Annotated in this window: 13 protein-coding genes; 6 read left to right on the forward strand and 7 right to left on the reverse strand. The window is 70.9% G+C overall.

Annotation, left to right across the window (positions count from 1 at the left end):
- Positions 1-73 precede the first annotated feature (73 nt).
- Positions 74-766, reverse strand: coding sequence for a snapalysin (snpA, locus tag ACZ6C1_RS00990; RefSeq protein ID WP_469236485.1), 693 nt, complete (start codon positions 764-766; stop codon positions 74-76).
- A 175-nt stretch (positions 767-941) separates the two neighbouring features.
- On the opposite strand from snpA, the gene ACZ6C1_RS00995 reads away from it, so the two are divergent.
- Both ACZ6C1_RS00995 and ACZ6C1_RS01000 read left to right on the forward strand, forming a co-directional pair.
- Entirely contained in the window at positions 942-1,922 is a 981-nt protein-coding gene (locus ACZ6C1_RS00995) for a LysR family transcriptional regulator (protein WP_469236486.1), read from the forward strand.
- Between the two features lie 25 nt (positions 1,923-1,947).
- On the forward strand, positions 1,948-2,475 hold the full coding sequence (locus ACZ6C1_RS01000; RefSeq protein WP_469236487.1) for a GNAT family N-acetyltransferase: 528 nt from the start codon (positions 1,948-1,950) through the stop codon (positions 2,473-2,475).
- Here the strand turns inward: ACZ6C1_RS01000 and ACZ6C1_RS01005 are convergent.
- Positions 2,465-3,259, reverse strand: a complete 795-nt coding sequence (locus ACZ6C1_RS01005; protein ID WP_469236488.1) for a hypothetical protein — start codon at positions 3,257-3,259, stop codon at positions 2,465-2,467. The two genes, ACZ6C1_RS01000 and ACZ6C1_RS01005, sit on opposite strands and share 11 nt — an antisense overlap.
- A gap of 62 nt (positions 3,260-3,321) precedes the next feature.
- On the opposite strand from ACZ6C1_RS01005, the gene ACZ6C1_RS01010 reads away from it, so the two are divergent.
- On the forward strand, positions 3,322-3,828 hold the full coding sequence (locus ACZ6C1_RS01010) for a DinB family protein (RefSeq protein ID WP_469236489.1): 507 nt from the start codon (positions 3,322-3,324) through the stop codon (positions 3,826-3,828).
- A 99-nt stretch (positions 3,829-3,927) separates the two neighbouring features.
- Here ACZ6C1_RS01010 and sodN read toward each other — a convergent pair whose 3' ends face one another.
- Positions 3,928-4,323 carry a superoxide dismutase, Ni gene (gene sodN, locus ACZ6C1_RS01015; RefSeq protein ID WP_064068537.1) on the reverse strand — a complete coding sequence of 132 codons (396 nt, stop codon included), beginning with the start codon at positions 4,321-4,323 and terminating at the stop codon, positions 3,928-3,930.
- A gap of 153 nt (positions 4,324-4,476) precedes the next feature.
- Between sodN and sodX the strand changes: the two genes are divergently transcribed.
- On the forward strand, positions 4,477-4,914 hold the full coding sequence (gene sodX / locus ACZ6C1_RS01020) for a nickel-type superoxide dismutase maturation protease (protein WP_469236490.1): 438 nt from the start codon (positions 4,477-4,479) through the stop codon (positions 4,912-4,914).
- Here the strand turns inward: sodX and ACZ6C1_RS01025 are convergent.
- Positions 4,818-5,447, reverse strand: coding sequence for a CGNR zinc finger domain-containing protein (locus tag ACZ6C1_RS01025; RefSeq protein ID WP_469236491.1), 630 nt, complete (start codon positions 5,445-5,447; stop codon positions 4,818-4,820). The two genes, sodX and ACZ6C1_RS01025, sit on opposite strands and share 97 nt — an antisense overlap.
- Before the next feature lie 84 nt (positions 5,448-5,531).
- Here ACZ6C1_RS01025 and ACZ6C1_RS01030 point away from each other — a divergent pair, with 84 nt between their 5' ends.
- Positions 5,532-6,293 (forward strand): class I SAM-dependent methyltransferase, encoded by a 762-nt coding sequence (locus ACZ6C1_RS01030; RefSeq protein WP_469236492.1) that lies wholly within the window; start codon positions 5,532-5,534, stop codon positions 6,291-6,293.
- Positions 6,294-6,349: 56 nt separating this feature from the next.
- On the opposite strand, the gene ACZ6C1_RS01035 is transcribed toward ACZ6C1_RS01030, so the two are convergent.
- The 3 genes from ACZ6C1_RS01035 to ACZ6C1_RS01045 all read right to left on the reverse strand — a co-directional run bounded on the left by ACZ6C1_RS01035 (position 6,350) and on the right by ACZ6C1_RS01045 (position 9,666).
- Positions 6,350-7,111 (reverse strand): amino acid ABC transporter ATP-binding protein, encoded by a 762-nt coding sequence (locus ACZ6C1_RS01035; protein WP_064068541.1) that lies wholly within the window; start codon positions 7,109-7,111, stop codon positions 6,350-6,352.
- The gene (locus ACZ6C1_RS01040; RefSeq protein WP_469237145.1) at positions 7,108-8,013 is read right to left on the reverse strand and encodes an amino acid ABC transporter permease; all 906 of its coding nucleotides are present in this window, start codon (positions 8,011-8,013) and stop codon (positions 7,108-7,110) included. Before ACZ6C1_RS01040 ends, ACZ6C1_RS01035 begins: the two co-directional genes overlap by 4 nt.
- A gap of 681 nt (positions 8,014-8,694) precedes the next feature.
- Positions 8,695-9,666 carry an ABC transporter substrate-binding protein gene (locus ACZ6C1_RS01045; RefSeq protein WP_469236493.1) on the reverse strand — a complete coding sequence of 324 codons (972 nt, stop codon included), beginning with the start codon at positions 9,664-9,666 and terminating at the stop codon, positions 8,695-8,697.
- Between the two features lie 562 nt (positions 9,667-10,228).
- Between ACZ6C1_RS01045 and ACZ6C1_RS01050 the strand changes: the two genes are divergently transcribed.
- Positions 10,229-11,443, forward strand: coding sequence for an NAD(P)-dependent malic enzyme (locus ACZ6C1_RS01050; RefSeq protein WP_469236494.1), 1,215 nt, complete (start codon positions 10,229-10,231; stop codon positions 11,441-11,443).
- The last annotated feature ends 149 nt before the right edge of the window (positions 11,444-11,592 follow it).

The following is an 11,592-nucleotide window of genomic DNA, read 5'->3' on the forward strand; positions in this document are numbered from 1 at the left end:
CCCGCCCCAGGACTGGGTCGATCTGCCCGCCCCGGCGGGCCCGCGGCTCCGGGGCCCGCCGGGAGGGGGTGGGTCAGGAGGCGTCGGCCAGGGCGGCTGCCAGGCCGTTGCGCCACAGATAGTCGACGCGGGAGCGTTCCTGCGTGTTCGGCTGGGCGTTCTGGCAGGACGGGCCGGGGCCGCCGCCGGACATGAGCTCGCTGCACGGGCCGGAGTAGTGGTCGGGCAGACCGAGGACGTGGCCGGTCTCGTGGGCGGTGACGCGGGTGGAGTTGTAGATCTGGTTCTGCCGGTAGTCGAGGAAGATGTAGCCCCGGCCGTGGCCGTCGGTGCTGGCGTACGAGCCGCGGGAATCGTTGCCCTCGTAGTACCGGAAGTCCGGGCTGCTGCCCTCCTGCAGCTTCACGTTGCTGACGGAGCTGTTCCAGATCTGGGTGGAGCGGGCTATCTGGGTGCGGAAGCTCGGGGCACCCGCCGCCGAGTAGACGACGGTGACGGCCTGCGTGCCCGGGTTGGCGGCCCGCTTCTCGGCGACCGACTCCATCACGGCCTCGAAGAAGGCCCGGTTGGCCGCGGCGTCCTCCGCGGAACCGGCGTACGAGGCGCGCGGGGTGTACGAGGCGTGCGGGGTGTACTGGGCGTACTGGGCGTACTGGGCGTGCGAAGTCGTCGCGGGCGCGGCGGCGGTGGCGGTCGCGGCCGGTACGGCTGCCAGGGCGGCGGCGAGGCTCAGGGCAGCGGCCAGCGCGGCCTTGGGGTGTCTCATGGGGGGCTCCTCGTGATCCTGAACGGCTGGGTGGGCCGTTCGGTTGGGGAGAGTGTCGAGGAGCCGGCGTCCCGTGTGGATGATGCCAACGGGCGATAGCACCGGTGCATCACCCGCCCCTCAACTCCCCTTCCGCGTCTGGTCGTACGGGCGTCAACCGCCCTACCCTCGGGGCATGGAGCTGGAGGTGAGGCACCTGCGGGCGCTGTGCGCCATCGCGGACACGGGCAGTCTGCACAAGGCGGCACGCCTGCTCGGCGTCAGCCAGCCGTCCCTGACGACCCAGCTACGACGCATCGAACAGGCCCTGGGCGGCGAGTTGTTCGCCCGTGAGCGGACCGGGTGCCGGCCCACCCCACTGGGCCACGCCGTGCTCAGCCGCGCCCGCCCCCTCGTGGCGCAGATGACCGTGCTCGTCACCGAGACCAGGGCCGCCGCCGCCCGCGCCGACGGCGCCCGGCTGCGCGTCGGCTCCACCGCGAGCCGGGTGCTGGCGGGCTGGCTGCGCCGACTGCGGGACCGGCTGCCCGGCACGGACATCACCCTTCACATGGACGTCTCCGCGGGCGCACTGCTCCGGGCGGTGGCGGCAGGACGGCTCGACGTGGCGTTCGTCCACGAGGTGGAGGGCTGCCCCCTGCGCGTACCGGACGGCCTGGAGCGGCGCGTACTGGTCGAGCGGGAACCCCAGTTCATCTCCATGGCGCGGGACCACCCGGCCGCCGCCGCGCCCGTCGTGGACCTCAGCGACCTGGCCGGCGACCGCTGGATGGTCGACCCGACCGTGGACGGTGAGTGGGACGGGCTGCGCCGTGTGCTCGAGGCGGCCGGGATCGACCCGCCGGTCCTCCACGGCGACTACCACACGGCCGCGTCGCTCATCGTGGCCGGTGAGGTCGTGGCACCGTGCCAGCCGACGTCGGGGCCGCGCGACGACATGGCGATACGGCCGTTACGTGGCGACCCGCTGGCGGTGCGGCTGCTGCTCTACAGCCGCCCCGCGGCGGAGACCGGTACCCCCGGGTGCGCGGGCGCTGGGTACGCGGCACCGGCGTACGAGGAACTCGCCGCCGCGTACCGCGAGGCGGCGCTGCGCACCTCGGCGTACCGGCAGTGGCTGCTGCGCCACGGAAGTCCCCTGGCGCAGGCAGCCTGACGGCCCCACCACGGAAGGAAACCCGATGGGCTCGCTCACCCTCACCGACGGCGGCCTCGTGCTGCGCGAGTGGACGGACGAGGACGTCCCCGCCATGTCCGAGCTGTTCGACGAACCCTCCGTCGCGTACCGCACGCCCCTCGCCTCGCCCTTCGACGAGGCCGCGGCGGCCGCGTACCTCACCATGATCCGCCGCACCCGCGCCGACGGCACCCGGCTCCACCTGGCGATCACCAAGGACGGCGGCGCACCGCTCGGGGAGGTCCTGCTGAGCCTCACCCACGGAGCCCTCGGGTACGCCGTCGGTGCCGCCCACCGCGGTCAGGGACTCGCGTCCCGCGCCACCCGCCTGCTGACCGGCCACGCCCACGAAGTGCTGGGCCTGGCGCGGGTGATCCTGCAGATCGAGCCGGACAACGCCGCCAGCGCGGCCGTCGCCCACGCGGCCGGTTACCGGCTCACCGGGGAACCGCCCGAGACGGTGCGCAGCAACGGCCGCACCCACACCCTCCTGACGTGGGCCCACGACGCCCCGCCGGCGGCTACTTCCTGAGAGCGGCCAGCGTCGCCCGGGTGTCCGCCTCCAGCATCGCCCGGACCTCCTTCGCGGTCGGCGGTGTGCTCTTGTCGTCGGGGCCGCCGCCGAACCAGCTCCAGCGCATCTCGAAGGTGAACCAGCCGTCCCGCACGGCCAGCGTCATACCGCCCAGTCCGTCCTTGTCCGTTCCGCGCCGCTCGGTCACCAGGTACGCCTCGTCGCCGAGTCCCTTCACGGCCTCGGTCTCGTACGTGTACGTCTTGTCCGACCTGTCCTCGTGGGAAAGCTGGAGCGACGCGAACTCGCCCGCCGGGTCGGTCGCCTTGTGCCACTCGGCCCGGGCGGAGACGTAGACGCTCGCCAGGGAATCCTCCCCGGCCTTCGAGTCCTTGAGACTGCGGCTGCAGTAGCTCTGGTCGATGCCCTCCCGCTGGGAGGCGAAACGATTGTCCGAGTCGGTCTCCTCCTCCAGCGTGTAATGCTTGCGGAAGGCGTCCAGGGGCGTGCTGTCGCACATGTTCTCCCGGTACCGGTGGCCCGCGAAGTCCGCGCTTCCCCCGCCGAGCGTGCCGGTTGCGAACAGTGCCCCCGCCCACACCGCCGACGCCACCACCACGCCCCCGAGCGCCCACAGCCACCCCGGCACCGTCCTGCGCCCTCCCGGACCGGCCACCGGCGGCCCTGGCGGAACCGGCGGCTGGGCCGGGCCGTGGGGCGGCTGTGGTTGGGCGTACGGATTGGGCTGCTGGTGCGGGATGTGCTGGTAGGGGCTCTGCTGGTACGGATTGGGTGTCGACATGCACGCAATCTATCGGGGGCCGGCTCGCCCCAACGGCCCGGTGGGCACGGGAGGATGGCGAGATGAACGCCGCCACACGAACCGAACCCGCCCCGCTGGCCGACGAGCGCACCACCCTGACCGGCTTCCTCCAGTACCAGCGCGACACCCTGGCCATGAAGTGCGCCGGTCTCAGCGTCGAACAGCTCCGCACCCGCGCCGTTCCGCCTTCGTCCCTCTCCCTCCTCGGCCTCGTCCGGCACCTGGCCGAGGTCGAGCGCGGCTGGTTCGGCAACACATGGGGCGGCGAGGACCGCGGCCCCCACTGGCCCGACCGGGAGGACGGCGGCTCCGGCGCGTTCGACGTCGACACCGCCGACCCGGCCGAGGCCCTGCGGATCTGGCGGGACGAGTGTGCCCGCTCCCGTGCCCTCGTGGACGCCGCCGAGTCCCTCGACGCCACCGCCCGGCACGGCGACACCCCGTACTCGCTGCGCCACATCCTCACGCACATGATCGAGGAGTACGCCCGCCACAACGGCCACGCCGACCTGCTCCGCGAATGCCTGGACGGCACGACCGGCGAATAGCCCCGCCCGCGGGGCCGGACGCACGGCGGCCCGGCCATGGCGTGTGCCGCCGGGCCGGGCCGTCGTTCTGTTCGCTTCGCTGCTCGCGGGGCGGGCGGCTCAGGCCTTCTTGGTCTCCCAGAAGATCTTGTCGATCTGCGCGATGTAGTCCAGCGCCTTCTGGCCCGTCGCCGGGTCGGTGGACGCCTTGGCGGCCGAGAGGGCCTTCAGGGCGTCGTTGACGAGCTGGTGCAGCTCCGGGTACTTCTCGAAGTGCGGCGGCTTGAAGTAGTCGCTCCACAGCACCGAGACGTGGTGCTTGGCGAGCTCCGCGCGCTGCTCCTTGATGACCGTGGCGCGGGCCTGGAAGTGCGGGTCGTCGTTGGCCTGCATCTTCTCCTGGGTGGCCTTGACGGACTCGGCCTCGATGCGGGCCTGGGCGGGGTCGTAAACACCGCAGGGGAGGTCGCAGTGGGCGCTGACCTTCACCTTCGGGGCAAACAGGCGGGAGAGCATTGAGCTGTCCTTCCTCGTGATCGTCTTCTCAGGTGGGACATTACTCCGTAGGAGACGGGTTTTCGCGGGTGCCCCCTTGGGCTTACGACAAAAGTCCAGGGTGACCATGGGACTCGTGGAGGAAGGTCCAGGAAGGTCCAGGAGGTGTGCCGGATGACGGAGCAGGGGCGCGGGCCCGAGCGCGGGTCGAAGCCGCCGTTCGGGATCGCGGAGGTGACGGGCCCGTCGATGGTGCCCACCCTGCACCACGGTGACCAACTGCTGGTGCACTACGGTGCGCCGCTGCGGGCCGGGGACGTGGCCGTGCTGCGGCATCCGCTGCAGCAGGACCTGCTGATCGTGAAGCGGCTGGTCGAGCGGCGGGACGGCGGCTGGTGGGTGCTCGGGGACAACCGGGCCGCCGAGGCCGTGGACAGCCGCGCCTTCGGCCCCGTGCCCCCGGAGCTGGTGCTGGGGCGGGTGCGGGCGCGGTACCGGGGGATACGGCCCGGTCGTCAGCGGTCGGTCGGGGTGGTGCTCTCCTGGCTGGTGTCGGCGGTCCGGCCGGTGCTCGCCGACCGTTCCGTCTCCAGGCGCTTGCGGGCCCGGTAGGCGGCGACGTTCGCGCGTGTGGCGCAGCGGTCCGAGCAGTAGCGGCGGGACCGGTTGGTGGAGGTGTCCAGGTAGGCGTTGCGGCACGGGGCCGCCTGGCACAGGCCGAGCCGGTCGGCGCCGAACTCGGTCAGGTGGAAGGCCAGGCCCATGGCGGCGATCGCCGCGTACCCGGCGGTCGCGTTGGAGGGGTGGTCCGCGAGGTGCATGTGCCAGCGCGGCCGGCCCTCGTCGTCGAGGAAGTCGTGGCCGGAGATCTGCGGGCTGACCGGGAACTCCAGCAACAGCGAATTGAGCAGGTCCACGGCGTGCGTCTGGTCGCCGGCGTCGGCCGCGGTGAAGACCGCCCGCAGCCGTGCCCGTACCGAACGGAACCGGGTGACGTCCGCGTCGGTCGCGCGACGCGCCATCTGCGAGGCCTCGCCGAAGAGGTCGCGGACGGCTTCCACGGAGGTCAGGGAGTCCTTGTTGCGCGCCGGCTCCTCGGTGTTCACCAGACGAACGGCGTAATCCGAGTAATAGGCCAGTTCCACTTGTAGTCCTTACGGCGACGGTCTAGTGTCAGAGCGCGTTCTTGTAACAGACGGTTCTGATACGAGGGTATTACGGAGGTCGTGGTGACGGAGACGACTGCGGGAACCGACTGGCGGACCTGGCAGGACAGCTGGGACCGGCAGCAGGAGTGGTACATGCCGGACCGCGAGGAGCGGTTCCGGGTCATGCTCGACATGGTCGAGGCGCTGACCGGTCCGGCGCCGAGGATCCTCGACCTCGCGTGCGGTACGGGAAGTATCACGAAGCGGCTGCTCGACCGGTTCCCCGACGCCGTCAGCACCGGCGTCGACCTCGACCCGGCGCTCCTGGCCATCGCCGAGGGGTATTTCGACGGTGACGCCAGGGTGACCTTCGTCCGGGCCGACCTCACCGACCCCCAGTGGGTGCGGGCGCTGCCGTACGAGTCGTACGACGCCGTCCTCACCGCCACCGCCCTGCACTGGCTCCGCCTGGAGCCGCTGGCCACGCTGTACGGGCAGCTCGGCGGGCTCGTCCGCGAGGGCGGCGTCTTCATGAACGCCGACCATATGCGCGATCCGTCCACGCCCCGTATCAACGCCGCCGAGCGCGCCCACCGGCACGCCGCCATGGACCGTGCCAAGGCCTCCGGCGCCCTCGACTGGGCCGCCTGGTGGGAACTGGCCGCCAAGGACCCGGTGCTGGCCGCGCCGACCGCCGAGCGTTTCGCGATCTACGGCGAGCACGCCGAGGGCGACACACCCTCCCTGGACTGGCACGCGCGCACCCTCCGGGAGGCGGGGTTCGCCGAGGCGAGGGCGGTGTGGTCCTCGCCGTCGGACGCGCTGGTGCTGGCGCTGAAGTAGTCGGGCGATGGGAAGGGGCGGTACGGGGTGACCCGTACCGCCCCTTCGTCCGTCCGCTACAGCACCTTCGACAGGAACGCCTTCGTCCGGTCGTGCTGCGGGTTGGTCAGGACGTCACGCGGGTGGCCGGACTCGACCACCACACCGCCGTCCATGAACACCAGCGAGTCGCCGACCTCACGGGCGAAGCCCATCTCGTGCGTGACCACGACCATCGTCATGCCCGACTCGGCCAGGTCCCGCATCACGTCCAGCACGTCACCCACCAGCTCCGGGTCGAGCGCCGACGTCGGCTCGTCGAACAGCATCAGCTTCGGCTCCATCGCCAGCGCCCGGGCGATCGCCACCCGCTGCTGCTGGCCGCCGGAGAGCTGGGAGGGGAAGTTGCCGGACTTGTCGCCCAGCCCCACCCGGTCCAGCAGCTTCAGCGCCCGCTCGCGGGCGACGGCCTTGGACTCGCCCTTGACCTGGACCGGCGCCTCCATGACGTTCTCGACGGCCGTCATGTGCGGGAACAGGTTGAAGCGCTGGAAGACCATGCCGATGTCGCGGCGCTTGAGCGCGACCTCGCTGTCCTTCAGCTCGTACAGCTTGTCGCCCTTCTGGCGGTAGCCGACGAGTTCGCCGTCGACGTACAGCCGGCCGGCGTTGACCTTCTCCAGGTGGTTGATGCACCGCAGGAAGGTCGACTTGCCGGACCCGGACGGGCCGATGAGGCAGAACACCTCACCCGGGGCCACCTCCAGGTCGATCCCCTTGAGGATGTGGGCCGCGCCGTAGGACTTGTGCACGCCCTCGGCCTTCACCATGGCGGTCATCGCGCCACCTCCGGGCGTCGCAGGGTCGACAGATTGGCCTTGACCTTCTGCCACGGGGTCTTGGGGAGGTCGCGGAGCGAGCCGCGGGCGTAACGCCGCTCCAGGTAGTACTGGCCGACGCTGAAGACGCTCGTCAGGGCCAGGTACCAGAAGGAGGCGACGAACAGCATCTCCATCACCGCGTACGTACGGCCGGAGATGATCTGCGCGCTGCGCAGCAGGTCCGGGTACGAGACCACGGCCACCAGCGACGAGGTCTTCAGCAGGTTGATGAACTCGTTGCCGGTCGGCGGGATGATCACCCGCATGGCCTGCGGCAGCACCACCCGGCGCATGGTCTGCGCCTGGGTCATGCCGAGCGCGTGCGCGGCCTCCGTCTGGCCCTCGTCGACCGACTGGATGCCGGCGCGGACGATCTCCGCCATGTAGGCGCCCTCGTTGAGGCCCAGGCCGAGCAGCGCCACGACCAGCGGGGTCATGACGTCCGTCATCTCGTCCTTGTAGATGAACGGGATCTCGAAGATGGGGAAGATCAGCGCGAGGCTGTACCAGAGCAGCAGCTGGACGTAGACCGGGGTGCCCCGGAAGATCCAGATGAAGAGCCAGGAGACACCACCGGTGACCGGGTTCTTCGACATCCGCATCACGGCGAGGACGACGCCGAGCACGAGACCGATGATCATCGAGACAACGCTGATCATCAGCGTCCGGCCCATGCCGGCCAGGATGTTGCCGTCGGTGATGTAGTCGCCGACCGTGTTCCAGTTGACGTTGCCGCCGGCGAAGGCGGACACCAGCCAGACCAGGAAGGCCAGCACGAGCGCGCCGCTGACGTAGCGCCCGTAGTGGCGGACGGGTATCGCCCGGATCGGCTCGGCGGCGTCGCCGTCCTCCTTGGCGATCCGCGGCGTACCGCCGGACCCGCCGGCGTCCCCGGCGTCTCCGGCGGCGGGCTCCTTGGTGAGCGTCGCGGCCTTCGTGTCCTTCGCGTCCTTCGCGGGCTCGGCGTCCGTCGCGTCCGCGGCGGCCGAAGCACCCTTCGCGGGCTTGGCGTCCTCGGGCTCCGCCTGGGCGGCCTTCGCGGGCTTGGCGTCCTCGGGCTCCGCCGCGGCGGCGGGGGTCTCCCGGACGGTCTCCACGGCCTCGGCCGCGGTGGCTGCCGTGGCGGTGGCCTCGGCGGCGTCGGTCGCCTTGGCGGCGGTGGCCTCGGCGGCGGCACCGCCCGTGGCGGCAGGGGCCTCGGCCACGGCGGCCTGAGTGCCCTGGGCGGTCTCCACGGCCTCGGCGGCGGTGGCTGCCGTCGCGGTGGCCTCCGTGGCCTCGGCCGCCTTGGTGGCCGCGGTGGCGCGCTTGGCGGGGGCCTTCTTGGCCGGCGTCGCCTTGCGGGCCGTCGTGGTCTTCTTGGCGGCCGTCGTCTTACGGGGGGTGGCCGCCTTCTTGGCGGCCGTCTTCCTCGGGGTCGAGGCCTTCTTCGCGGCGGCGGGCTTCGCCGCGCCGCTCCCGGAGTCCTCCGACGGTGTGCCGGAGGATCCCGGGTTGAGCTGTTCAGTCACGATGACTGCCTTTCACAGAGCGGGGGTGGATCACTTGCCGCCGTTGATGACGGCCTTCTCGATCGCGCTCTGCGAAGCGCCCCACTTGTCGAGGATCTTCTTGTACGTGCCGTCCGCGATGATCGCGTCCAGCGCTTCCTTGATCGCGTCACGCAGCTGGGTGTTGCCCTTGTCGACGGCGATGCCGAACGGGCCCGCGTCGACCGGCTCGCCGGCGACCTCGAAGGCCTTGCCGCCGTCCGCGGTCTTCGCGACGTGCACGGCGACCGGGTAGTCGTTCAGGTCGGCGTCCGCGCCGCCCGCCTTCACGCGGACCTGCGCCTCGGCGTCGGTGTCCGGCGTCTCGATGGCGATCTTGGGCTTGCCGTCCTTCTCGCACTTGGCGGACTGCGCCTTGGCGGCGTCCGCGTACGTCGTGCCGAGCTGGACCGCGACCTTCTTGCCGCACAGGTCGTCGAGGGTCTTGATCCCCTTGGGGTTGCCCTTCTTGACCAGGATGGCCGTGCCGGACTGGAAGTAGTCGACGAAGTCGACGCCCTTGCCGGTCTTCTTGCCCTCGTCCAGGCCCTGCTGGCGGTCCTTGTTGTCCGTCATGCCGGACATCACGATGTCGACGCGGCCGGAGTACAGGGAGCCGACCAGGCCGTCGAACTTGCCGTTCTCGAACGTGAACGTCACGCCCAGCTTCTTGCCGAGCGCCTCACCGATCTCCGGGTCGATGCCGACGATCTTGTTGCCCTCCATGGACTCCATGGGGGCGTACGCGGCATCCGTGCCGACCTTGATGACGCCGGACTTCTTGTACTTCTCGGGAAGCTTGGCGAAGAGCGGGGCCGAGCTGCCCTGGGAAGCGGCGCCCGATTCCTTCGCCTTGCCGGCCTCGGTCTGGTCACCGCAGGCGGTCATCAGCATCGAGCCGGCGACCGCGATCGCGGCGACCGCGGCTATCCGGGACGTCCGGGGCTTCGCGGCGGTCGTACAGCGGGTGGTGCTTGCGGTCATGGTCGGGTTCCTCCGGCGGGTGAGGGAGTTGCCAAAGCGGTCTCGCACGCACCATCGGGTGCCTCGACCGCGTGTGATTACGGCATCTTGCCATTCGGACTAGCCCAAACAGGGGGCCGCGCATGTCAAAATCGGGTAACGGGACACCCCCGAACCCCAACAGGCCGGTACATCAAGGCCGGACCTCTTACGGGGTTGCCTTCTTCCGGCCGGAAAATCTCCGGTTGATCTCGTCATTCGGACGCGATAGCGGCCGCAAACCAGGCTGCGTACGGACTTGTCCAGAAATCCGGCTATGAGTCATGTCACCGGATTCGGGCTGTGGCCGGGGTCGAGGCTCATATGAGATACCGACTCGTCGACAGAGCGGTCCGTCCGGTAAGAAGGATCCTTACACCCCTCATCCGGGGCTCAGGGCGCGTGTGCGGCGCGCCCGACGCGTTCGTACCTCCCCCTGCAAGGGCGGGCCAACCGCCTCGCGCAGGCACGGACGCGGTGCCCGCCCACCCCTCCTCAACCAGGAGTGGCCACCCTCGAACGAAATGACTTAAGGGGTCAACAAATGGCAGCGGAGATCGTCAATCCTCGCAGCGACAGTGACAACAGCACCGAGAGTGCCGACGAGCCCTTCGATCCGGCGTTCGCGCTGCATCGCGGCGGCAAGATGGCCGTCCAGGCGACGGTTCCGATCCGCGACAAGGACGACCTGTCCCTCGCGTACACGCCCGGCGTCGCCAAGGTGTGCAGCGCCATCGCCGAGCAGCCGGAGCTCGTGCACGACTACACCTGGAAGTCCCAGGTCGTCGCCGTCGTGACGGACGGTACGGCCGTGCTGGGACTCGGTGACATCGGCCCGGAGGCCTCCCTCCCGGTCATGGAGGGGAAGGCGATCCTCTTCAAGCAGTTCGGCGGCGTGGACGCGGTGCCCATCGCGCTCGCCACGACCGACACGGACGAGATCGTGGAGACCGTCGTCCGCCTCGCGCCGTCCTTCGGCGGCGTGAACCTGGAGGACATCTCGGCGCCCCGGTGCTTCGAGATCGAGCGCAAGCTCCAGGAGCGGCTCGACATCCCCGTCTTCCACGACGACCAGCACGGCACCGCCGTGGTCACCCTGGCCGCCCTGCGGAACGCCGCCAAGCTCACCGGGCGCGGTCTCGGCGACCTGCGCGCGGTGATCTCCGGCGCCGGCGCGGCCGGTGTGGCCATCGCCAAGTTCCTGCTGGAGGCCGGCCTCGGCGACGTGGCGGTCGCGGACCGCAAGGGCATCGTCAGCCGGGACCGCGAGGACCTCACGTCCGTCAAGCGCGAGCTGGCGGAGCTCACCAACCGCGCCGGGCTCTCCGGCTCCCTGGAGAGCGCGCTGGCCGGCGCGGACGTCTTCATCGGCGTCTCCGGCGGTACGGTGCCGGAGCCGGCGGTCGCGTCGATGGCGCCGAACGCCTTCGTCTTCGCGATGGCCAACCCGAACCCGGAGGTCCACCCCGACGTCGCGCACAAGTACGCGTCCGTCGTGGCCACCGGCCGGTCCGACTACCCGAACCAGATCAACAACGTGCTCGCCTTCCCCGGCATCTTCGCGGGCGCGCTCCAGGTGCGGGCCTCCCGGATCACCGAGGGCATGAAGATCGCCGCCGCCAACGCGCTGGCGGACGTGGTCGGCGACCAGCTCGCCGCCGACTACGTGATCCCGTCGCCGTTCGACGAGCGGGTCGCCCCGGCCGTCACGGCCGCCGTGGCCGCCGCCGCCCGTGCGGAGGGCGTCGCCCGCCGCTGACACCCGGTGGGTGCCCTGTCACGAAAGGGCCCCGTTCCGTCCCCCTCGGGGAGCGGAGCGGGGCCCTTCGGCGTCCCCCGCTCTTGGACTTTCCGCATGGGTCCTTGGACCGCCCGCCCCGTGTTCGCCCGTGCTCTTCCGGAGGTTCA

Source organism: Streptomyces sp. NPDC041796 (assembly GCF_055590785.1).

Bases quoted from the DNA above. Each gene is read 5' to 3' on its own strand.
- ACZ6C1_RS01045 (WP_469236493.1), bottom strand. From the start codon at position 9,666: ATGACCGCAAGCACCACCCGCTGTACGACCGCCGCGAAGCCCCGGACG.
- ACZ6C1_RS01035 (WP_064068541.1), bottom strand. From the start codon at position 7,111: ATGACCGCCATGGTGAAGGCCGAGGGCGTGCACAAGTCCTACGGCGCG.
- ACZ6C1_RS01005 (WP_469236488.1), bottom strand. From the start codon at position 3,259: ATGTCGACACCCAATCCGTACCAGCAGAGCCCCTACCAGCACATCCCG.
- snpA (WP_469236485.1), bottom strand. From the start codon at position 766: ATGAGACACCCCAAGGCCGCGCTGGCCGCTGCCCTGAGCCTCGCCGCC.
- ACZ6C1_RS01000 (WP_469236487.1), top strand. From the start codon at position 1,948: ATGGGCTCGCTCACCCTCACCGACGGCGGCCTCGTGCTGCGCGAGTGG.
- ACZ6C1_RS00995 (WP_469236486.1), top strand. From the start codon at position 942: ATGGAGCTGGAGGTGAGGCACCTGCGGGCGCTGTGCGCCATCGCGGAC.
- sodX (WP_469236490.1), top strand. From the start codon at position 4,477: ATGACGGAGCAGGGGCGCGGGCCCGAGCGCGGGTCGAAGCCGCCGTTC.
- ACZ6C1_RS01010 (WP_469236489.1), top strand. From the start codon at position 3,322: ATGAACGCCGCCACACGAACCGAACCCGCCCCGCTGGCCGACGAGCGC.
- sodN (WP_064068537.1), bottom strand. From the start codon at position 4,323: ATGCTCTCCCGCCTGTTTGCCCCGAAGGTGAAGGTCAGCGCCCACTGC.
- ACZ6C1_RS01050 (WP_469236494.1), top strand. From the start codon at position 10,229: ATGGCAGCGGAGATCGTCAATCCTCGCAGCGACAGTGACAACAGCACC.